19 protein-coding genes and 1 tRNA gene are annotated in these 21962 nt (G+C 61.0%); 13 read left to right on the top strand and 7 right to left on the bottom strand.

Annotation, left to right across the window (positions count from 1 at the left end; all coding sequences use genetic code 11):
* The first annotated feature begins 106 nt into the window (after positions 1–106).
* The 4 genes from V6657_RS15750 to V6657_RS15765 are packed head-to-tail and all read left to right on the top strand — an operon-like array spanning position 107 to position 4585.
* Positions 107–1732: an NAD(P)/FAD-dependent oxidoreductase gene (locus V6657_RS15750; protein ID WP_182570841.1), complete on the top strand. Its 1626-nt coding sequence runs from the start codon at positions 107–109 to the stop codon at positions 1730–1732.
* A gap of 30 nt (positions 1733–1762) precedes the next feature.
* Positions 1763–2653 carry an SDR family NAD(P)-dependent oxidoreductase gene (locus V6657_RS15755; protein WP_048933384.1) on the top strand — a complete coding sequence of 297 codons (891 nt, stop codon included), beginning with the start codon at positions 1763–1765 and terminating at the stop codon, positions 2651–2653.
* 10 nt (positions 2654–2663) lie between these two features.
* Positions 2664–3692: an alpha/beta hydrolase gene (locus V6657_RS15760; RefSeq protein WP_048933385.1), complete on the top strand. Its 1029-nt coding sequence runs from the start codon at positions 2664–2666 to the stop codon at positions 3690–3692.
* Positions 3689–4585 (top strand): metal-dependent hydrolase, encoded by an 897-nt coding sequence (locus V6657_RS15765; protein ID WP_048933386.1) that lies wholly within the window; start codon positions 3689–3691, stop codon positions 4583–4585. The genes V6657_RS15760 and V6657_RS15765 overlap by 4 nt, the downstream gene beginning before the upstream one ends.
* 91 nt (positions 4586–4676) lie before the next feature.
* On the opposite strand, the gene V6657_RS15770 is transcribed toward V6657_RS15765, so the two are convergent.
* The gene (locus tag V6657_RS15770; RefSeq protein ID WP_021197304.1) at positions 4677–5498 is read right to left on the bottom strand and encodes a MerR family transcriptional regulator; all 822 of its coding nucleotides are present in this window, start codon (positions 5496–5498) and stop codon (positions 4677–4679) included.
* A 447-nt stretch (positions 5499–5945) separates the two neighbouring features.
* Here V6657_RS15770 and V6657_RS15775 point away from each other — a divergent pair, with 447 nt between their 5' ends.
* Positions 5946–7040 (top strand): hypothetical protein, encoded by a 1095-nt coding sequence (locus V6657_RS15775; RefSeq protein ID WP_048933387.1) that lies wholly within the window; start codon positions 5946–5948, stop codon positions 7038–7040.
* Positions 7037–8110: a hypothetical protein gene (locus tag V6657_RS15780; RefSeq protein WP_048933388.1), complete on the top strand. Its 1074-nt coding sequence runs from the start codon at positions 7037–7039 to the stop codon at positions 8108–8110. Before V6657_RS15775 ends, V6657_RS15780 begins: the two co-directional genes overlap by 4 nt.
* Positions 8111–8121: 11 nt before the next feature.
* Here V6657_RS15780 and V6657_RS15785 read toward each other — a convergent pair whose 3' ends face one another.
* Complete coding sequence (locus tag V6657_RS15785) at positions 8122–8544, bottom strand: surface-adhesin E family protein (RefSeq protein ID WP_048933472.1); 423 nt, start codon at positions 8542–8544, stop codon at positions 8122–8124.
* Positions 8545–8716: 172 nt separating this feature from the next.
* The gene (locus V6657_RS15790; protein ID WP_048933389.1) at positions 8717–9607 is read right to left on the bottom strand and encodes a c-type cytochrome; all 891 of its coding nucleotides are present in this window, start codon (positions 9605–9607) and stop codon (positions 8717–8719) included.
* Between the two features lie 366 nt (positions 9608–9973).
* Between V6657_RS15790 and V6657_RS15795 the strand changes: the two genes are divergently transcribed.
* From V6657_RS15795 to V6657_RS15820, 6 genes are all read left to right on the top strand, one after another.
* Positions 9974–10049, top strand: a tRNA-Arg gene (locus V6657_RS15795).
* Positions 10050–10181: 132 nt separating this feature from the next.
* Complete coding sequence (locus tag V6657_RS15800) at positions 10182–11207, top strand: site-specific integrase (RefSeq protein ID WP_048933390.1); 1026 nt, start codon at positions 10182–10184, stop codon at positions 11205–11207.
* A 1292-nt stretch (positions 11208–12499) separates the two neighbouring features.
* Positions 12500–12778 carry a hypothetical protein gene (locus V6657_RS15805; protein WP_248694804.1) on the top strand — a complete coding sequence of 93 codons (279 nt, stop codon included), beginning with the start codon at positions 12500–12502 and terminating at the stop codon, positions 12776–12778.
* A gap of 74 nt (positions 12779–12852) precedes the next feature.
* The gene (locus tag V6657_RS15810; RefSeq protein WP_082170160.1) at positions 12853–13356 is read left to right on the top strand and encodes a hypothetical protein; all 504 of its coding nucleotides are present in this window, start codon (positions 12853–12855) and stop codon (positions 13354–13356) included.
* Positions 13357–13552: 196 nt separating this feature from the next.
* Positions 13553–14182 (top strand): hypothetical protein, encoded by a 630-nt coding sequence (locus V6657_RS15815; protein WP_171017996.1) that lies wholly within the window; start codon positions 13553–13555, stop codon positions 14180–14182.
* 439 nt (positions 14183–14621) lie between these two features.
* Positions 14622–15995, top strand: coding sequence for a site-specific DNA-methyltransferase (locus V6657_RS15820; RefSeq protein WP_200900879.1), 1374 nt, complete (start codon positions 14622–14624; stop codon positions 15993–15995).
* Here V6657_RS15820 and V6657_RS15825 read toward each other — a convergent pair.
* The 4 genes from V6657_RS15825 to V6657_RS15840 form a co-directional block, all read right to left on the bottom strand.
* Entirely contained in the window at positions 15910–17127 is a 1218-nt protein-coding gene (locus tag V6657_RS15825; protein ID WP_048933393.1) for a hypothetical protein, read from the bottom strand. The two genes, V6657_RS15820 and V6657_RS15825, sit on opposite strands and share 86 nt — an antisense overlap.
* Before the next feature lies 1 nt (position 17128).
* Complete coding sequence (locus tag V6657_RS15830; protein WP_082170161.1) at positions 17129–18658, bottom strand: AAA family ATPase; 1530 nt, start codon at positions 18656–18658, stop codon at positions 17129–17131.
* Between the two features lie 203 nt (positions 18659–18861).
* The gene (locus V6657_RS15835; RefSeq protein ID WP_248694805.1) at positions 18862–19467 is read right to left on the bottom strand and encodes a hypothetical protein; all 606 of its coding nucleotides are present in this window, start codon (positions 19465–19467) and stop codon (positions 18862–18864) included.
* A gap of 342 nt (positions 19468–19809) precedes the next feature.
* Positions 19810–20073, bottom strand: a complete 264-nt coding sequence (locus V6657_RS15840; RefSeq protein ID WP_248694806.1) for a helix-turn-helix domain-containing protein — start codon at positions 20071–20073, stop codon at positions 19810–19812.
* 1278 nt (positions 20074–21351) lie between these two features.
* On the opposite strand from V6657_RS15840, the gene V6657_RS15845 reads away from it, so the two are divergent.
* On the top strand, positions 21352–21921 hold the full coding sequence (locus V6657_RS15845) for a recombinase family protein (RefSeq protein ID WP_048933396.1): 570 nt from the start codon (positions 21352–21354) through the stop codon (positions 21919–21921).
* Positions 21922–21962: the final 41 nt, after the last annotated feature.

Here is a 21962-nt window from a genome sequence, read left to right on the forward strand (position 1 = left end):
TCCAATCGGCCGATTGACTCGACCGGGGGCGCCTCCTACGATGACATCGATCAATGTCACATTAAGAGGTGCCCATGATGTCATGTGGTGCCCGCGGAGACACCACGTGAACGCACGGTCCGATTTTCCTCGCGCCGATTCTTCTGCTTCGGCCGCGCGCGGCAGCGACGCCCCCGCGCTGGTCGACGTTGCCATTATCGGCACCGGCTTTGCCGGGCTGGGCATGGCGATCCAGCTCAGGCAGCATGGCATCGACAATTTCCTGGTCTTCGAGAAGGCCGGGTCGGTGGGGGGCACGTGGCGTGACAACCACTACCCGGGCTGCGCGTGCGATGTGCAATCGCACCTGTACTCGTTTTCGTTCGCGCCCAATCCGGACTGGTCGCGCATGTATTCACCGCAGCCGGAAATTCGCGCGTATCTGGAGCGCTGCACCGACCAGTTTGGCGTGCGCCCGCACGTGCGCTTCCACCATGAGCTGACGCGCGCGGCCTTCAATGAAGCGGCCGGCGCGTGGGATCTGGACATGGTCGACGGCCGCCGCTACCGCGCCCGCGTGCTCATCTCGGGCATGGGTGGCCTGAGCCGCCCGTCGTGGCCAAACATTCCCGGCATCGAAACCTTCCAGGGCAAGGCCTTCCACTCGCAGTTGTGGGAGCACGATTACGACCTGCGCGGCAAACGCGTGGCGGTGATCGGCACGGGTGCGTCGGCCATCCAGTTCGTCCCGCAGATCGCGCCCAAGGCCGGCCGCGTCGATCTATACCAACGCACCCCGCCGTGGATCCTGCCCAAGCCCGACCGCAAGGTCTCGCGTGCCGAGCACTGGCTGTTCCGCCACCTGCCCTTCACGCAAAAGCTGATGCGCACCAGCATCTACTGGATGCTCGAATCGCGTGTGCTGGGCTTTGTGATTCACCCGAAGCTGATGAAGGCGGTCGAGCGCATGGCGCGCAGCCACATCAAGCGCCGCATTGCCGACCCGGTGCTGCGCGAGAAGGTCACGCCCGACTACACCATCGGCTGCAAGCGCATCCTGATCTCGAACGACTACTACCCGGCGCTCACGCGCGAGAACGTCGACGTCATCACCACCGGCATCGCGCGTGTGGAACCCAACGCCATCGTCACCACCGACGGCACACGCCGCGAGGTTGACTGCCTGATCTTCGGCACGGGCTTTCATGCCACGGACCCGTTCCCGCGCGGCGTGCTGCTCGGCAGCCAGGGTGTGGACATTGTCGATGCGTGGGACAAGCGCGGCGCCGAAGCCTACCTAGGCACCACGGTGTCGGGCTTCCCGAATTTCTTCATGGTGGTGGGCCCGAACACGGGGCTCGGCCACTCGTCGATGGTGTTCATGATCGAGTCGCAGGTGGCGTACATCGTCGATGCGCTCAAGTCGATGCGCGCACACAACGTCGCAACGATCGACGTGCGCCTCGACGTGCAGCGTCGCTTCAACGACGGCATCCAGAAGCGGCTGTCGAATGCGATCTGGTCGGCCGGCGGCTGCGTGAGCTGGTACCTCGATCCGAAGACCGGCAAGAACACCACGCTGTGGCCGGGATTCACGTGGCAGTTCCGTCGCGCCACCGCGCATTTCCGGCTTGCCGATTACCGCACACGCCCGATGCCCGTGCCCAAGAGCGTGCCGCTGCGCGTGCCTGCCCGCACCGTGCCGGCCGCCGCAGAAAGCACCCCCAACGAAGAAGCGCTCGATCGCGCCTGAACCACGCGCCGGCCACCAGGAGACCACGTCATGAAGTCATTCAACAACAAGGTTGCCGCCATCACCGGCGCTGCATCGGGCATGGGCCGCACGCTGGCACTGCAGCTCGCACGTGATGGCTGCCACCTCGCGCTGGCCGATCGCAATGAAGCCGCGCTCGCGCAGACGCTGCACTTGGTGCGCGCGCATGAAGGCGATCGCATCCGCGTGACCACGCACGCTGTCGACGTGGCGGATCGTGCTGCCGTCTACCGCTGGGCCGAAGAAGCGAACGCTGTTCACGGCAAGGTCAACCTGATCTTCAACAACGCAGGCGTGGCGCTGTCCAGCACGATCGAAGGCATGGACGACGACGAGCTGGCGTGGATCATGAACATCAACTTCTGGGGCGTCGTGCACGGTACCAAGGCGTTCCTGCCGCTGATCAAGGCGACGGGCGATGGGCACATCGTCAACACGTCGAGCATCTTCGGGATCTTCGCGCAGCCAGGCATGGGCGCCTATAACGCCAGCAAATACGCCGTGCGCGGCTACACCGAGGCGTTACGCCAAGAACTGGACATGATGAACTGCGGCGTGTCGGCCACGTGCGTACACCCAGGCGGCATCAAGACCAACATCGCCAAGTCGAGCCGCATATCGCCGAGCATGAATGGCTTCCTGGTGCGCGACGAACAGCAGGGCAAGGAAGAGTTCGAGAAGTTCTTCATCACGTCGCCGGAGAAGGCCGCACAGGTGATCCTCGATGGCGTGCGCAAGAACAAGCGCCGCGTGCTAATCGGCCCCGACGCCCATGCCGCTGATGTCATGGCCCGCGTCCTGCCCGCCGCCTACCAGGCGTTGGTGGTGCGCCAAGCCCGCCACTCGCGCAAGAAGAGTCTGCGCGAAGACACCGCACCGGCCACTGCACGCGCCAAGTAAGAGGCCACCGATGAACACGGCCACCACCGCTGAACTCGAACCATTCGCCAGCCCCCCGCGCGCGAACCTGCGCAACGTTGCACGCGCGATGCTGCGCCCCGGCCGCATCGGCCTGCGCAGCATCGGGCGCGACGTGCTGATCGCCCGTTACGCCAAGCCGCAATCGCGCTACCTGCCGCTGATGGGCACGCGCGTGCATTACACCGATGAAGGCGCCGCCAACGCCGAGGGCACGCTGCTGCTGATCCACGGCTTCGGGGCCTCGCTTCACACGTGGGACGGTGTGCTGCCGCAACTCACGCGCCGTTATCGCGTAATCCGGCTGGACCTGCCGCCGTTCGGCATCACCGGGCCGCTGCGCGATGCACAAGGCCGCCCGCGTGCGATGGAGCTGCCGCTGTACCGCGACTTCATCGACGCGTTTGTCGATTCGCTGGGGTTGTCCAAGCTCACACTGATCGGCAACTCGCTCGGCGGCATGGTGTCGTGGGACTTTGCCGTGCGGCATCCGGGCCGTGTCGAAAAACTCGTGCTGATCGACTCGGCGGGCTTCCCGATGAAGCTGCCGATCTACATCGACCTGTTCAACCACCTGAGCGTGCGACTGACCTCGCCGTGGATGCTGCCCGAAGGCATCATCCGCGCCGCCACGCGCGATGTGTATGGCGACCCGTCGCGTGTGTCGGAACCCACGCTGCGCCGCTACGCCGATTTCTTCTACGCCGACGGTGCCCGCCAGGCCATCGGCCTGATGGTGCCGAAGTTCCGGTTCGACGATGTTGATACGAGCGGGCTGGCCGCCATCCGCGTGCCAACACTCATCTTGTGGGGCCAGCGCGACCGGTGGATCCCGCCCGCGCATGCCGGTGAATTTGCCCGCCGCATTCCCGGCGCCACACTGCGCCTGTATCCGGCGCTCGGCCATATCCCGATGGAGGAAGACCCCGTGCGCGTGGGGACCGACCTCTGCGCATTCCTCGACCAAGGCCGCGTTTCCAGCCGCCTCGCAGAAACCACATACCAGGAGAACCGCCCATGATGCCAGTCCGCCGCGACGTGCATCCTCACCTGCCGGCTGATCGCATCAGCAACTGGCACGAGCGAGGCCACCACGTCACCCACTTCCTGAACGCGCTGTCGATCTTCTTCCCCGCAGGCGAGCGCTTCTTCATGGACAGCGTGCGCAACTACCGCCATCTGGTGACCGACCCCGAGCTCAAGCAGGCCGTGGCCGGCTTCATCGGCCAGGAAGCCATGCACACGCGCGAACACGTGCTGTACAACGACCTGCTCGACCGCGCTGGCCTGCCCGCCAATCGCATCGACCGCTTTGTCGGCAAGTTTCTGAACGTGCTGCGCAAGTACACGCCCAAGTCGCATCAACTGGCCGTGACGGTGGCGCTGGAGCACTACACCGCCATGCTGGCCAACCAGGTGCTAAGCCATGAAGACGGTCTGGGCCGCAACTCCCAGCCCGGCTACCGCCAGGTCTGGCTGTGGCACGCCATGGAAGAAACCGAGCACAAGGCCGTGAGCTACGACGTGTGGAACCTCGCGATCAAGCCGGGGCTGCGTCGCTACATCATGCGCACTTCGGTCATGTTGCTGACCACGGTCTCGTTCTGGCTAATGGTGTTCTACGTGCACCTGCGGCTGATCTTTGCGGATCGCACCTGCAAGAACAAGTTCTTTGGTTTGGGCCGCGCGTTCCACTTCCTGTGGATTCACCCGGCGCCGCTGCGCAAGATCATTCCGGAGTTCTTCGATTACTTCCGGCCGTCGTTTCACCCGTGGGATGAAGACAACCGCGCAGCACTTGAGCGCCTGCCCAAGCTGATCTCGGAGATTGAAGCGTATGCCGCCGCCAATGGCGAAGCGCCGTCGCCGTCGATCCGCCGCAAGCTGTCAGCAGCAAGTGCAGCCGGGTCCTGAGCAGGCATTCAAAACGCCTGCAGTACCAGTCGCATCGGGATCAAACTAGAAATAGAGAAAGCGCGCCCCACGCATGGGCGCGCCGGAGACACTAACCCTTGTCCGACGCGGGCGGCTGGCCCGGCGGCTCGTGCAGGTGCTCGATGACCTGCGCCACGCGGTCGCCCAGGTACTTGTTGGCGGCGATCTCGAGCGCACGCATCAGCTCGGCCTCCACGGCCACCAGCGCCAGCGGGCGGATGCGCCAGATCACGTCGACCAGGCGCGGCACGTCCTCGACCGGCGGCAACTGGCCTTCGCCGTACCGGTCAAGCTCACGCACGACCATGGAGACGAGATCGTCGGCCACGGCCTGCGTGTGCGGACGGGCCCGCTCGAGAATATCGAGCACCTCAACCAACGGGAAACCGGCTTTCGCCATTTGCGCGCCGGCCAGCAATGCCTTGGGGCTGCGGGCCAGATAGCCCAGGCCATCGGGCTGCAGCATGCCAAGCGAGATGGCACGGGCCAGCGCCTGGCGCGACATGGAACGGCCGAACAGCTTGGCCAGCGCCAGCAGCGAGAAATGCTTGGGCTGCTCATCCGACCACGGGCTGCTGATGGCGGATTCGAGCCCGAGGATGGAGCGCAGGTCGTGGCCCTCGACGATGGCCTTGAGCAGCTCCTGGATGTTGGCGAGCGTGTAGCCGCGCGCCAGCAGGTGGTTGATGAGCTTGAGCCGCCCGAGGTGCGCCTGCGTGTAGATGCCCACGCGCCCGCGCCGCTCGGGCGGATCGATCAGCCCGCGGTCCTGGTACGACCGGACATTGCGGACAGTGGTCTCGGCCGCGCGCGCGAGTTCATCAATGGTGAATTCGCGGACGGGCGGAGTGGCGGGCGGACCGGCATCGCCGGTTGGTTTGCGGGCAGGCATGCAAAAAATTCTACACGAGCGCGGCAACATGACCGCGCCGGGTTGCCGGACCTTCCGGTGTATTTCTCTCGGCGAGGAGACACGTCGATGTGGGACTTGAACTTGCGTTGTGTACGCGCTTTGCAATGGATTGGCGTTGCTGGTGCATCCCCCGTTTCGTCCCCTGCCGGGGCCGACTCCCTTTCTTTGTCTTGCCAAAGAAAGGAAGCAAAGAAAGGCGCGCCCGATGCGGCGACAGACTCCTTGAATTTCCGTGATCGGGCGGGGAAGGACGCAAACTCGCTGCGCTCAAACAGCCTCCTTCCTTTTTCCGCCCGCTCACAAAAATTCAAGGCGCCGCATAGGGCAGGGTACGGCCAAACCAGCTCGACGCACAGGTGGGCGTCAACACGAACGCTTTGGAAACGTAAGCAGGCTCTGGGTTGGACACTCCGGGCAGCGGGCGTCATGTGTGCGGTGCTACTGCAAAGCTGTGCAAGCGCCGGTGACGGCCACGGCGGCATCGAAGCCGCCAAGGCCAAGCAACTGGAAGATGCCCGCCAGCAGGCACGTGCGCCGTTCCAGTCGGGCAATCTCGCCACACGCGAAGTCCGCCCGACCACGCTGCGCGACTCTGGCCAGCCAGATGCCATCTCCTACCTGCACCACGTGGATTTCCGCTTCGACGGCGGTGTCGGCTTCCTGGTCGACCAACTCGCGCTGCGCATGGTGCCGCGCCAGCCGGGCGACCCGGTCTGGCTCGACGATGTGTCGTCGTACACGCTGCAGCCTGTGAGCGGCACGGTGCGCGTGAGCGCCGACAGCATGGCCGCGCTGTTCAACACCGTGGTCTTCGCGCGTGGGCCGGGCAACGATCCTCCCCTGCGGCGCTTCAGCTTCACGCTGGATGACGGCACGCTCGACATGCGCGCTGAAATGCGCCGCCGCGGCGCCTGGGTGCCGATCGAGCTGCGCGGCCCGCTGGTGCTGCGCGACGCGCAAACCATCGTGTTCCGCCCCAGCGTGGTCAAGGTGCAAGGCCAGGACGCCGGCGCGCTGATGGGTGCCGCGCATATCGAACTGGCCGATCTCCTGCCGGTCTCCACGCCGGCCGTGCAGCTCACCGGCAGCGAGATCGTCATGCGGGTGCCCAAGCTGTTTCCGCCGCCCGCGCTGGATCTGAAGGTCTCCGCCATTCGCGTCACGCGCGACGGGCTCGTCATGCAGATCGGCGATGGCAACCCGCAGATGCCGCCGCTGGCCAACGCGGCAGATGCACAGCGCCCGTACATCCTCTTTCGCGGTGGCGATATCCGCTTCCTGCGCTCGATGCCGATGAACGCGCGCATCGACATCGTCGTTGCCGATCCGGCCAAGCCCTTCGTGTTCAACCTGTACCGCTATCGGGATCAGCTCGTTGCCGGTTCGCTGCGCTTCTCGCCGGATGGCAGCATTCGCGTGCTGATGCCGTCGTTCGACACGCTCGCCGTGGCCCGCGCAGGCAAACCAGCGGCCGGGTCCGCCAAACCCGCCATGCAACTCGCCAAGAGGACCGCGCCATGATCGCCCCCGCCATCGCTCTCGCCGTCCTTACGTTGCGCCTGGCGTTGCTGGCGCTGGGGTTCGCCGGTCTGCTGGCCAGTACGCTCGCGCGCGCGGCCGAGCCACCCATGGCCAGCGCCCAGCGCAAGGAACTCAGCACGGTCCGCCAGCAATGGGCCCAGCGTTGCCAGCCGACCTCCGGCGCGGCCAATGCCAACGGCGTCATTGCCGTGCGCGACTCCCGCTCCGCGCCGCCTGTGGTGCAAATGCGCGATGTCGATTTCCGCATCACCGGTGACATCGGCTTTCACGTGCATCAACTCACCGCGCAGCTCGTGCCGCACACGCCCGGCCAGCCCGTCGACATGGACGACCCGAGCCAGTTCGACATCCGCATCCTCGGCGGCGAGGTGACGGTGCCCAAGGCGTCGCTTGATGCGCTGTTCAACACGTACCTGCTGGACTACGCGCCGCGCTCGCTCAACGCGCTGTCGCTCACACCGGGCGACGGCGTGCTCGACGTGTCGGGCGGGCTCAAGCTGCGCAACCACTTTCCGGGCGTGTGGATGCCGTTTGGCATGCGCGGCACCCTGTCACTCAAGGAGTCGCGCTACCTCGTCTACACACCGAGTGAAGCGCGTGTCATGGGCGTCCAGACACTGGCGATGCTCAAGGGGATGGGGCTGGAGCTGTCGCAGTTGGCACCGCTTGATCGTGGTGGCGCCAAGCTGGATGGCAACGCGATGGTGCTGGACCAGACTACGGTGTTCCCACCGCCGCGCCTGCTCGGCCAGATGCAGACCGCACGTGTGACACCCGATGGCCTGGTGCTCGGCTTCGGCCCGGCGCCGTCCATGTGTGCGCCCGCCCCAACTGATGCCGGTAGCCGCATCTGGATCCAGTCGGGTGACCTGAAGATGTACAACGTGCTGGTGACCAACAGCCGCGTGCTCGTCACCGACACGTCCGTACGCGGACCGCTGCGCTTTGACCTGTACCACTACCGCGAGGCCGCTGCGCGCGGCACCACCCGCATGGATGCGGACGGTACGCTGCGCGTCGACTTGGCGCCGGCAGCGGCCGTGCAGTAACGCAGCGCGCCCTACTTCAGCAGGCAGACCGCGCGCAGCACGGCTTCGCCTTCGGTGCTCGGTGCAACGGACTCCCAGCGGGGGTTGTCGATGTTCTTGGAGAGGATGGTGCCGTGTTGGCTGTCCTGGATCAGCGCGCTGACCGGCAGGATGCGCTCGTTCTTGCAGTCGTACACCGACGTGCGTGAATCGTATTGGTACGCCTCGCCATCGGCGAGTTTGCGCGGCGTGTCATAGGCATCGCGCGAGGTGGCACGCACGGTGCCGTCGCTGTTGCGCTCGATGGAATCTTTGTCGAGGTAGAGCGTGCCGGCGTTGTCAGCCAGCGGGGTCAGCTTGACCCAGTTGTCGGCCGCCATGGCAGTCGCGCTGCAGAGCAACAGGGCGAACGCCGCCCAATAGCAATCGGCCAATACCCTTCGATCCCTTCGCATGGCAACCTCCGTTTGCGTCAACCTGGGCGCATGCGGAGCGATGCCACCCGGCGGCACCGGGCTCCACACATTAAGCATAGGTGAGCAATCGGCATGCCACGGGGCGCCTGCTTTGGCAGGCAACAAAAAAGCCCGCACGGGGCGGGCTTCTTCGTGAAACGGGAGTGACGACTTACTTGGCTGCGGCGGCCATGTAGTCGACGGCGGCCCTCACATCGTCGTCGGAGCCGGCGTAGGTGCCCTTGGGCGGCATCGCACCCTTGCCGTGCAGCGCGATGTCGTACATCTTGGCCTTGCCTTCGGCAATGCGCGGCGCCCAGGCAGCCTTGTCGCCAAACTTGGGCGCGCCGGCCACACCTGCTGCGTGGCACATCTGGCAGGTCGAGTCGTAGACCTTCTTGCCGACGTCGCCCGTCGAAGCCTGCGGTGCAGCGGCGGCAGCCGGAGCGGCCGGCGCAGCAGCCGGTGCCGGTGCTGCTGCGGCTGCGGGTGTTGCTGCCGGCGCCGCGGCTTCCGGTGCCGAAGCCGCCGCCGTTGCAGCGGCGCCACCTGCCGGTGCAGCCGGCTCCTGCAGCTTGCCGCCGCCGGAGTTGGCCATGTAGACGATGGCGCGTTCGATTTCGTAGTCGCTCACGTCGTCAGGCGACGTGCCGCCGCGCGCGGGCATCCCGCCCTTGCCGGCCAGCGCAACCTTGGTCAGGCCGTCCAGGCCTTGCGACAGGCGCGGGCCCCAGCTGGCTGCATCCCCAAACTTGGGTGCACCGGCCACGCCAGCGGCATGGCAGGTCGCGCAGACTTCCTTGTAGAGCTGCTCGCCGGTCTTGAAGACGCGCGGCGCGTTCGGGTCTTTCAGGTCGAGCTGCGCGACGGGCTTGATCCGGTCGTTGACGGCCTCTTCGGACATGCCCGAGCTGCCGGCGCCTTCCTTGACGCCCATGCCAACGTAGTTGGCCAGCAGGATGATGATGAGGATGGGAACGGCAAAGGCGGCGATCACCGCGATGATCAACTGCTTGGGGGTCTTGATCAGGGGCTCGTGTTCGTCGTGCTGCGCGTCGCTCATGCTCAACTCTCAGGATGGTGGAACCGCTCTTGAAGCCTCAGAGCGCCACCGGCACGAGTCGCAAGCATCGCCGGCAGTGCGTGAGGCCCCGTGGGGGTCGCAATGAGGGCAGGAAGACCTTGGGACGTGCCCCATTGGCCCGAACAGACCTGTCCCCGCTTGTTTTTCTGGCAAATGACGGGCGATTATATCCGCAATGCCAAGCCGTTTGACACGCGGGAGAGCCCTAGGCAGCGCTTTTCGACCTGCGTCAAAAACCGCTGAAAACGGTATTGCACCGGGCACTGCGACCTGGGTGCGATGGACGCCCGAACGCAAATACGTTATCCTGCGGGGCTTCTCTTTCGGCGCGTTCTGTGCCGAGTTGCGCCCGTAGCTCAATGGATAGAGTACTGCCCTCCGAAGGCAGGGGTTGCTGGTTCGATCCCAGCCGGGCGCGCCAACAAAATCAAGGACTTACCTCAAGCTCAAGCCTCGCTTTGCGGTGCTTACAGATTTGTTGCTGCACTCCTGCTGCAAACATCAACGGTCTGCCGGGCTATACCCTGTTACCTATCATCAACAGGAACAGGAATTGGCTACCATCCTCAATCGCGGCCCCCTTCAGTACCAAGCCCAAGTTCGCCGCAAGGGCTACCCTACCCAAACCAAGACTTTCGAGACAAAAAAGGCCGCCGAGAAATGGGCGACCTCTGTCGAAAACGAGATGAACCGCGGCTCGTTCGTCGACCGGTCGGAACTTGAGGCCACGACATTTGGCGAGTTGCTCGACCGCTACGCGGTGGAAGTCACGTCCGCCAAGCGGGGCCGAGAGACGGAGATGGTTCGCATCCGGGCCCTGAAAAAGCATCCGCTCGCGGCTCGAACTCTGGCCAGTTTGCGCAGCATGGATTTCGCAAACTACCGAAATGAGCGCTTGAAGACTTGCTGCCCGGCCACCGTCAAACGAGAGCTGGTCATCATCTCGCACGTGTTCACCCACGCCAGCAGCGAGTGGTCGCTGCCGGTCGGCAACCCCCTTGCGGGCATTGCCAAACCACGAGAAAAGGACCACCGGGAGCGTCGCTTACGCGACGATGAAGAATCGCGATTGCTGGAGGCGGCTCATAACAGCCGGGCTGCGACGCTGTCTTTCTGCATCGTCCTTGCCATCGAGACGGGGATGCGTGCAGGTGAAATTGTGAAGCTTCGCTGGGAACAAATCGACCTCGCGAATCACACCATCCGCCTGAACCTCACAAAGAACGGGCATGCGCGGTCGGTGCCGCTGTCCGAGCGGGCAGAGGCAGCGATTCGGGCGCTTCCCCGGTCAATTCATGGCGGGCGGTTGACGTCGTTCTACGATTCGAGAGGACTCAGCGCAGCATTTCGTCGGGCCTGCGAACGGGCGTGCATTGTCGGGCTGCGTTTTCATGACTTGCGGCACGAAGCTGCATCGCGGCTCGCGCCGCACATGCCTGCGTCCACCCTGGCCAAAGTCATGGGTTGGAAAACACTGCAGATGGCAATGCGGTATTACAACCCGACGGACCAGGAACTGGTAACTGCCGTCCGGAAAGTGGCGCCCCATCCGGCCCCGACCAGCGCTGCAGTGAATTGACGGCCGCCTCTGCCGCAGCCGAGGTGGCGGCCGGGCATAAGGACCAGAAAGAAGACCGGGCATCGAGCTCGATGCCCGGTCTTGAGTTAGAAGTGCCTACGAGATTTGCCTCTTCTCGCTATCCGACCGACCAAGGTCAGAGGTCGTCCCTCCCGCCGCCAAGCGGGAAGGACGGCACTTCACTGCAACGGGCCGCCAAGCCCAATCACACACTTTCGCAAACGCTCCAACCTTTCGGAACACGGTGCCAGCCGTGCCGCCACTCTCGTGGCTCCCCATGGGCTTCGGTCGTATCGCCCAATGAGTCAATCCCTACTCAGTCAGTCTCCCCCTCTCTGCCATCAACCCATGCGGTGCCACCCGACATGGTACGGAGAGAGGTTCCCACGTTAGTTACCAGCTACTGCGCAACGTAGCGCCACTGTCTCCACAATCCCCTAGCCTTCCGGCTCCCCATAGGTTTCCCCAGCACGATGTTCCAGAGCTGCTTGGGTACTCAGTTCATGCTTCATCGACTACGAACCACGGCTTCATGCCTATGGCCCTGCGTTGCTCCGCACAGCACCCTTCGAGGGGCGCCGTTACACGCTTGAGCTATCCAGAGGCCCACGGTTTCCCGAGGTGCCGGCTGCGCCAGATTTCTCCTTGCAGCCCTCGTGCATCACTGCACGCTCATCAGCCTACGTGTGCGGTACGGGTTACGCCCTTGCGGTACGTCCCCCGAGCCGGTCTTGCACCGGCTTTCACCAGGTAACAGGTCATCAGGCCATTGCCTGCCTGACGCCGTTTCCGTGTCGCCCAACGCCCTGCCGGCACGAAACCGACTTGGATTGGGTCGAAGGAGGGAGTTGCACCCTCCAGCGCCCTTCGCAGCCGCACCAGCCCTATTAGAGGCATGCGGCTACAGCGTTTGCTCGGTTCCAGGTTGGCGACCTGAAACCTGCCGGGATGGCGTCCCGGCACGCCCTTTCGGGCGTGTGTGTTTACAGTTTGGCGGCCTGCTCGCTGAACCCTCAACGTTGCGTCTGAAGGCTCACTGAGCAGGCTGCCGCGCGTGCGAGTCATCTCGGTCTTCACCGAGGTGCCTGCCCTTACGAACTGACTGACCTACTGGGGTATAGCGCGAGCCAATGCCCACATTTGCGCGCACGCAACGCCCTCGTATAACGGGGAATTCTCGAGTTGCCAACTTTTCCAGCGTCGGCGTTGACGTGGTCTCTCGGCCGTTGGTAGCGTGATTGGTGACCGGGTCCTTACGGCCCGCCGGATGAGCCATCACGTTAGTCCCGAGGATGAGCTCGCTCGATGGACGAGTCTCGCGCAATGCCTCCATCGAAAGCATTGCATCTTTATTCTGGAGCGCGCCGCAGATGGCCTCTGAACACTCGATTGACCTTGCTGTCGCCCTACGGAAAATCCACGAACTTGCGTCGAACGACGGAGACTTGGGATACGCCTATTGGCATGAGGTCGGACGCTTGCTGCGGCGAGCTGCTGACATGCAACGTGAAATCGACGCACTCAGCAAGGAGCTGGAGTTGTGTCGCGCGAGGCTTGCCAAAACCAACTGAGCACAGAGTGGCACCCGCACTCAGCGTACCTCGTCCTGCCATCTCACTTGGCCACCCTCTCTCAACCAGATGAAATGCCACAGCGATTGACGGATGTTCTCGGCAAGCTCTATCGGCCGCCGACCGATGGCACACGACAAGTGTTCGCGCTATCGCGAGCGGATGCAGAAAAGCTACCGCAACTGCCCTCGATTGCTGTCATCTCTATCACCGCACCAGAACGCCCGCCTGCCGACATCAAGGGCTTCGTTCATGTGCTGCGGCTGAGCTTTGCTGACGTCGATTTCTTTAACCCAGATTTGTCCGAGCGAGCACGAGGAAAGCTCAGCCATGCTTTCACACCGGAGCACAGTCATGCCATTCGGTCTTTCGTGGATGCACTGCCTAGTGAAATTGCGTCCGTGGTTATCCATTGCGAGGGAGGATACTCGCGGTCATGCGCAGTCGCCGTCGCACTGCATCGACTCTACGGCTTCCACGCCGAACACCAACATCTCGCACAAGCGAACCCGTCAATCGTTCGCGTGATGACAGAAGGCGTCCGTGCGCGCCGCGATTCGAAGAGAATCCCCCGGTGATGTCGCCTCAGATACCTCCAGGCGTGCAGCGTGACGGCCGGTTTCAGCCCGTCGTATTGAGGCACTCTGCAGTCTCGCTTCCTGCTTGTCCGTGCTTCGCACGGAACATCATTACGTCTCCTCCCCGCCAACCCCAATCACACTGCATCGGCGCGGCTTCTGGCTATACCGGGTATCACCTTTCTCCGGAGCCTCAATGCCTGCCACCACGCCGATTGCACGTAGCAAGACAGCCGCCCTGGCCCGCATCCTTGATTGCGTGCCAAAGGGATACCATCGATACACCTGCGGAACCGTAAGCGCCAACAAGGCTGAGGCGCTGGCCCGCAAGTTTCACGCGCTGTACGGTATCGGTTGCTCGCCCGCGCAGCGCCTCACGCGCAAGGGTAAGGGGCTGGCGAATGCCGCTTTGGTCCTGTACTGGCCGCTCGAGGCCGCACAGGTGGAATGGCTGCTCCTGGCCACAGAAGGTAATGGCTTGGAGCAAGAATCCTTGCGCGCGGCCGAGGCGACACCTCGCCTGAACTGGCTGGGCTATGAGTTGGTCCGCCACTCCGTACACGAACGGACGGCGTGGACCTGGCGCCGACCAAAACTGGAGATGGCCGACCTGCATGCCCTGTTGGCTCACCAAGCCAGCCAGCGACACTACGCTGCTTTGGCCGAGACGCTTGAGCGCATTGCGCGTCAGCCTGGTTTCCATGGGGTCCGGGCGCAATCGTGGACCCTATTTCAGGAGGCAAGCCGACGTGGCTACGCCGGCCCGTTCCCGCAGCTCTTCTACCTTCAGAAGGTCAGTCATGGGGAACGGCTCTCGCTTGTTTAGCCTGCCACTGACGATGGATGGTGTTGCCCGCCTCACACTTTTGCTGCGCAGCTCGGGGCTGCGACGCCCCATTTACTCCGCAGGCACCGGCAAAGACCCTGCGGACCTCCCCAACGTCTTGCTTCGTCGGCACCTCTCCCGTAGCATCCCCACATTGACGCACAAGTGCGCACTTTTGCGCAAAAATAAAGCTCATGCCCAAGGTTACTGTTTTGCTGTCTTCAAGCGAATTCGCGCGTTTGGACGCGTACTGTGACGAGCACGGGTTTAAGAAGAGCACGCTCATCGCCCGCCTGATACGGGAATACCTCGACGTGCAGCAGTTTCCAAGACAAGAAGTGCTTCCGTTGGATAACGGTTTTAGCGCAGCAGGACAAGTTCGCTCCCGGCAGCGGGGCTAGTCCTTCCCCGGGCGCCTATAAATGAATCACTGAAAAACATGTCGAGCAAAAAGAAAGCCGGAACACAGAAGACGGCCTCCAAGCCCGGTATGCGTTCACTGCCGTTAGCTGCGTTGCCAGCTGATAAGCCGTACCGCGATATTAAGCCTGAGACGCCGGTCGCATCGTTGGACCGTCCAGCCAAACTGGATAGCACGGGACGCTATCCGCTGGAGGTTGTTGCACCAGTGGTTGGAATGTCCGAAAGCTTCATTAAGAAGGTTGTCGGGAGGAAGCGGCAGTTGTCCAAGGCGGACATCGTCGCCCTCCTAGACCAGGATGCGTTCAGCGAGACCTTCATTCCCCGGAGTAAGATTCCGGCCTACCTAGAAAGACTCGTGAGTCTTTCGCCGGTCACCACGCATGAAGTGGAGCACACTGACAGCGGTGCGCAGTATCGTCTGTGCCAGGGTAATGCATTACACCTTGTGAACTCAATTAGACCTGCGAGCATTCGGTGCGTCGTGACGTCTACGCCTTATTGGGCCATGCGCCTATATGAGGATATGCAGCGCGTTCAATGGGCCGACGGGGAATATTGCGCCTATGGGATGGAGCAAACACCTGAGGGCTTTATTCGGCACTCAGCTGAAATGATTTTCGCGCTATCCAAAGTTCTCACTGATGACGGCTCCATTTGGTGGAACGTCATGGATACGTTCAATACCCGAACACAAGTCCGCGAGAATGCCGCAGAAGCACTGCGTGCAATGCAAGGGAAAGAGACACGTAGCTGGAAGGACTACGAGTGCCGGCGCTATAGCGCGGGGCACTCGTTCCTAAAAGATGGAGAACAGTGCCTGATACCGTTCTCTATTGCACAGCGTGCGAGTCGAATGGGCCTCTACGTTAAAAGCGTAATTAGCTGGGCTAAAGTCAGCTCGTTGCCGGAACCCCAGGACTCTAGGGTTAGCCGCAACGTAGAGTATGTTTTGCATATTACTCGCCAGCGAACGCCATTTTTTTCGAAAGAGGCCTTCCGAACGACGCCCCCTAAGCTTGGAGGGCGCAATTCAGGTGTGGAAGCAAATAAGCTCTCGGATAGCTGGATACTTCCCACGTCGGCTGGCCGCGACGGTCATGGCGCTCAGTTTCCCGTAGCCCTTCCCGGCCGATGCATAGCCATCTCAACCGAGCCAGACGACTATGTGTTCGACCCATTCTGCGGCGCGGGGACTGCTGGCGTGGCCGCACTTGCCTTGGGGCGGAGATTTCTAGGATTCGATATAAGCGAGACCTATTTGTCCGTCGCGCGGCGTAGGCTAGAAGCTGCGGCTGCAGGATTGCTCACAGAGGACGAAACTCTGGAACCAATTGCTCAAGATTGCGCAGTGCCATCGTTGCAGCTTGAAGGTGCGCGAGCGGTAGCTTGATTTCGAAGACCTCGACGCCTAAGAATGACTTCCGCCGTGCAAATTGGGTATGGGTTGCATGCTCGTCTGCACAAAAGAAGACAAAAAATGCTTGGGAGGCGCGAAGGGAATACACGTGAGCTTGATAATAATCTGCCGCCGACATCCCATCGACCTTGTACTTGACATCGCCAACCAGAAGCAGCTTCTCATCTTTGGAAATAACGATGTCGGGGTCTAGCACCAAACTTCCCTCTTTCAGAAGAGACATAGGCGGAAAGAATCCTTTCCGAACACTTAGGCCCCTTCTTTGATAGCTGTGCTTGAGCTGCTGGCGAACGTACGCCTCGAAGATAGAGGCCGAATTAAACAACACAGGTTCCGCTCGGATTTCCTCCGCGGCCCCTTGTTTGAAGCCAGATTCGCCCAATAAGATAAGCGCCAAGCGTAGCGCCTCGGCATAGTAACCGCGAGCGCCATCGTATTGACCAGTAGAAAGACGTGCTCGCACGTGCTCTATGGTTTCTCCGGATAGAGCACTGGACGTGAATCTATGAGAAAAGTCGAACAAAAACTGCTGGTCTTCTTTACGTAGCAACCGCGAATGCCGTCGTAAGACACTTTGGGAGGCTGCTGCAAGCACGATATTCTCCGGCACATCAGTGGTTCGCGCTTTCCGAGAGAATACAAATGGTCTGTCGTTTTTCTGGGAAATTCTTATAGCCGTCGCGAGCACCTCGAGTTCCCCGCCAGCCGCCTCCGCGACTTCTCGCCGCCTATGCCACGCAAATCGCACACTTCCAGAATCGACCGCAAGCAGGGCTCGAACGAATGGCCTCGCCACAAGACTTCCCAGAGAAGCCTCTTCGGAAAAAGAATATCCAACAAGCTCCTCGTCCTGAGCTCCTAATGCGGCGCTTGTCGCCTCCGATTCAACCAACATCCGGATGAAGTTGGCATTTCCCACTCGAGGGCGAATTTGGAGAGTATCTCCATTCTTGAGTGGGATGCTCCCTACGATGGTATCCACCTCTAGACCGACACGAACTCCCCTATAGAAGGGCCTGATTTGTGCCGGCAGCCCCTTTGGCAGCCATGCGAGGTCGAACCCGGGTAATTCAGTGGTTGCACATTCGCGGACATCCCACAACATATCAATCCTCAGGCGACAATAGCTCGTCCGCTAACAAGTCCAGCTCCATCAGCTCGGTTGCTCTGTGTCGAAAATGCTTTTGAAGCACCGGCCTTATGAAAGCGCGGTAATACGTGCGGACATCATCCTCTCGTTTAAGTCGCGCGAAATAGCCATGCCCCAACGGATATTTTTCTTGGACTCCTGCAAAAAATTCCACGATAGCGTCCACTTTCTTTTCTGGCAGGTGCTTCTGACTCAGCATCTCTCGTAGGTCTTCGACACGTGGCGGAAATTCCACGCTCGCTACGCGCCCAAGGAGCGCATCATCGACCTCCTCAGTGGAGTTATCCAGCGTGTTCATTGTGAAGACGAACATTGTGTCAGGCGACACCGACAGCGATTTGTTGCTGCGAAGTTTTATCGCGAATTTGCCCCCTCGATATGCATTCTCGAGTAAGGAGAAAACCTCCCCCAAAGCTTGTGATAGCTGAGTTCGGTTAGCTTCCTCGAGCACAATCACCTTTGCTTCGGCTCGAATAGCATCTGTAAGCGGCCCTTCTTGCCAGTCAAAACCGCCATTCCCATCAGATTTCAGGCCGACAACGAGGTTTTCATACCCCCAACCATCATGAATCTGAATTACAACAGGAGATAACTCCCCGAACAAGTCCATTACCGCTTTCGTCTTACCGGTTCTCGGCGGTCCATAGAGTAGAACAGCCTTTGACATTGATAGCGCTGTTTTCAATTGTTCTCGTGGCTCTTCGAAAATCCATCGCGGACCGGCAGAGCGTGTACGAATTGCAGCGAGGCGTCTCTGATAGGTTCTTTCGTCGAGCTTGAAGACTCTATCCTCCCTGGCCTCGGTATTGCCGGATACGGCTTCCTCGACTATTGCACGCAGCCGGTCCGCATCGATGACGTTGTTATCGAACCCAGGCTGGAAATCCAGGTCATCAACGAAGATGACGGCGCGCTCTTCTGCGTCAATATTGAGCCCCGCAAGCATCACCCTCACAAGATATGCCGTGGGGTCGGCTTCGTTGGATGGTATGGGCTCTGTCCGGCCATACCACGTTGCCCACGCACGCAGAGGTAGTGCCACACGCTGTGTGTCAGCCTTGGCGAATCCGTCCTTGTTAAGGCCTAAGCCTTGTGGATAACCTGGTTGAGCCGACACCTTCCAGGGACCGCTTGGGTCTCGTTCAATCCGCAAGAAGGCTCGTGGGTCAAAACCAACCGTTGAATCGTGAAATTTCTTGATATTGGTCTGGATGCCGGTTCGAGGTGCATCACGCCCCATAGTCAAATCGGAGCGAGTTGTGGCAAACGGCACCAAATACTCTTTGGCGGGGTCCGACGCACCGTATGCGAACAATTTGTTTACGGCGTCTGTCGGATTGGACGTATCAACGAGCACGGGCTGTTCTCGCGTGAACCCCATTTGCTTGATGGTCAACCAGACCTTAAGCATTGCATCGGCTGTACCCCTTAATGAGACAAGCGCCAGCTTGATTGCATCAGCAGAAACAAATCGTTCCGATGACATCAAAATCTCCCCGTGTTCTAGGACGTTCGACTTATTCGTAATTTGCGCCTCATTGTAACTGTCCTCGCCGGGCTCCCCTCAGCCCGGTCGGATGTGTACTCATGGCTGCATCGTCTTGAACGCTGATTAACGGCCGAGGCTACCCCCTATTTCAGCGGCGAACCCATCAATGGGGAAGTGCAGCGATACGAGCGGGGACGTGTTCAAGCGGGTCGATGGCAAATTGGTGGACGAACGGCGGTCTTGAGAACGGCACCCCACGGTGTCCAGAGATACGGTGAGCAGTACACCTCGCCTGTCGTGAGGTTAGCCCAACCTCCACCCGGATGGCGGCGGGCGCGGTGTCCACCTGGCAGCACGGCAAGTAGCCAGCGCGGCAAAGCAGCACGGGAAACCGCTAGCTTTCCGTCTTCATCGAGCCCGCCATAGCCATACAGACGGACTCCTTTCGGCAGCAATGCAGTGCAGTCGAACTTCGCCATGTAGCGCCCCCAAGCCTTAACGCTGCGGCAACTCTCCACCCACGTACTGCCCCACGGCCACCACTTGCGGAGTTTCGCCAAGTCAAGCGTGTAGCCGCGCGGCAACCACAAAAGCAGGTGGTAGTGCAGATGGCTGGCGCGCTCCAATACCCACGCGTAGGGAAGCCGGTATCCCATGCGCTTGAGTGCCTGGCGAAGCACGCCGAGGAAGGCACTGATGTGTTTTGTTGAAAACGTTTTGGCGTCAAGGTAGGTCAGCGTTACAGCGACAGCGCGCAAATTCGCGAGCTTTGCGTACCGGAGCTGCTCTTTGGTGACGCTGTTCATCTTCATTCGTCCGGCATTTTTTCGTTTCCGGGATGATGGTGTCGCACTTGTTTCGTTCTTTCTGACAAGTTCAGCGAATCGGGCAACCGATGCCGGTGTGATACTCGGTCGTGCGACGACCGTTGATGCTTGATGCAACATGGGCACACTTCGTATGTGTGCCGCGTCAGCTGATTAGCTGTGTCCTGGTACTGCAGAAAAATTCTGTCCTCCGCGTGCTGAGCGGCGGGATGAGCTACTTCCGCGCCTATACTCGTTTGACAGTGAGTAAAGACGCGCCATTGGCGCACCCTGCCCCGGTTCCAGCCGGGGCGTTTTGCTTTGGGTGCGAGGAGTTTGGGCTTACTGGTAGCGTTCGGTCGCGACCTGGTTGCCCGCTGGGGGTTGCCCCCCTGGGCTTCCATATGGGGGCTGGCCAGTGCCCGCTGCGCTGGACTGACGCTTTGCATCCAGCCAGGATTCAACGTCTGCGGGACGGAATCGAAGCAGATGGCCGAGCTTGATGGACTTGGGAAGGTCACCGCCTGAAGAATGGCGGTTGTAGATAGTTTGCTCTGCCAACCCAAGGTGGACGGCGAGTGCTTTTGGAGAGAAGAGCTGCTGCATGAGTCACGATACTGAGTGCGCAGTCACATGACTGCATTCAGTATAAGCAAGCGTTACCTCCATATACCTTGGTAGCCAACCCAAACGCAGCAAGAATGTGTATTGGCGCGCGAAAGAGGCAACGTACGGAAAAAAACGGGGTGACGAAAGGTCACCGGATTTGTCCGCTTTCAGTGCCGCCAGCTAAGCACAAAGAGAAAGGTCACCGCAATTGTCCCAATTCCATGCGGCAATAGTCGCGAGGCAGCGGCTTTGGGGCGTCTGTCGGCCAGGGAACGGCTCCCGACAGGACAATTTTTGTGACCTTGGCCACCGTGACCACGTTCCGAGCACAATTTCGGTGACCTTGCTCCATGCAATGTCTTTAGGCCGAACAATTGTGGTGACCTTGCCGTTGGGGAGTCTGCCCCTATTCCTAAACGCCACCACACGCAGAAACTGCGCGGCATAGAGCTCTCCGGACCAGCTGCGGTCTCACGCTACCATTTCCCGAGGGGTTCCCATGGTGGCATTTCGGCATAAGGGGCTCCTCCCTTTTTCCGCGCAACTTATGCCAAACCGCCATCTTTCCCAAAAGCCGCGCCACACAAGGCTTTCCGGGCCATGCATCGCCAAAAACCACGATTTTCAGCGGTTCCAAAGATGGCGGTTTGGCATAAGTTACCCGCCTCTTTGCGGCGCGCCCTATGCGAAACTGCCACCTTTCCCGAAAGCCTTGCCACACAAGGCTTTCCAGGCCATGCATCCCGCGAAGCCACGATTTTCAGCGGTTCCAAAGGTGGCGGTTTCGCATAGGGGGCTGCCTCGCATTGGTGGCAGCACCGGAGGCGAAGTTCCCACCATAGAGTCTGGTAACGGCGTAGACCCGTAGCCGCTGGGAGATATATAGCTTTCTCCTTCTCGATTCGGCGCGCGGCATCGGTGATAGTTCGGCGCAGCAGCACATCCAGGATTGGCTAGTTGAGGTTCACGACGGCAACGGTCCTGACAACGCGTTTGACCAACGAACCTCGTCTGCAGCCTCCTGATTGTGTCCTAATAGGACACGTTGAGGCCCGCGAAGGAACCAACGCCGTAGATGTTGAGCAAACCAGGCCAGTTTGCTGGCAGGCGCAGGGTTGAGGACGGCCATTGTTGACCTTGGGCCCATCGCATTCAGTCAGTCCAGGAAACGATGGTTTCCTGAACATGCGCGAAATCATTACCGCCACGCCGGGCTATACCCATTCAGATGTTCAACATTTCCTCCAGTAATCAACATCTGGAAAAGGGGTAAGCATGGCTGTAATTGGATACGCGCGGGTCAGCACCAACGAGCAGTCGCTCGACCTTCAGCAGAACGCTCTGAAGGAGGCCGGAGCCACCAGCACATATGAAGACAAGGCAAGTGGTAAGACAGCCGATAGGCCGGAGCTCACCCAATGCCTGAAAGCACTACGCGAAGGCGACACCCTGGTTGTGTGGCGGCTCGACCGGCTCGGGCGAAACGTGCAGGACCTCATTCGTATCGTCAGCGGCCTCGAAGGCCGCGGCATCATGTTCAAGTCTCTGAAGGAATCCATCGATACAAGCGGACCTGCCGGCAAACTCGTCTTTCATCTGTTTGCTGCATTGGCCGAGTTTGAACGCGAACTCATCAGGGAACGAACCTTAGCCGGCTTGGAGGCGGCGCGAGCCCGTGGCAGCAAAGGCGGTCGCCCGCAACTGCTGGACGCCAACAAGCAGCGAGCCGCGTTGGCGATGATGAGGAATCGGGAGATGTCAGTTGCCGAAATCAGTCGGCACTTCCACGTGTCGCGGTCTACGCTGTACAGCCTGCAGGCCGCGAGCCGACCTCCAACCCAATAGCGCCGGGGAACATCGCCGATTTGGGCGAACATGCTCGGCCA

Origin of the sequence: Ralstonia sp. RRA (assembly GCF_037023145.1) — a bacterium.
GTDB lineage: Bacteria > Pseudomonadota > Gammaproteobacteria > Burkholderiales > Burkholderiaceae > Ralstonia.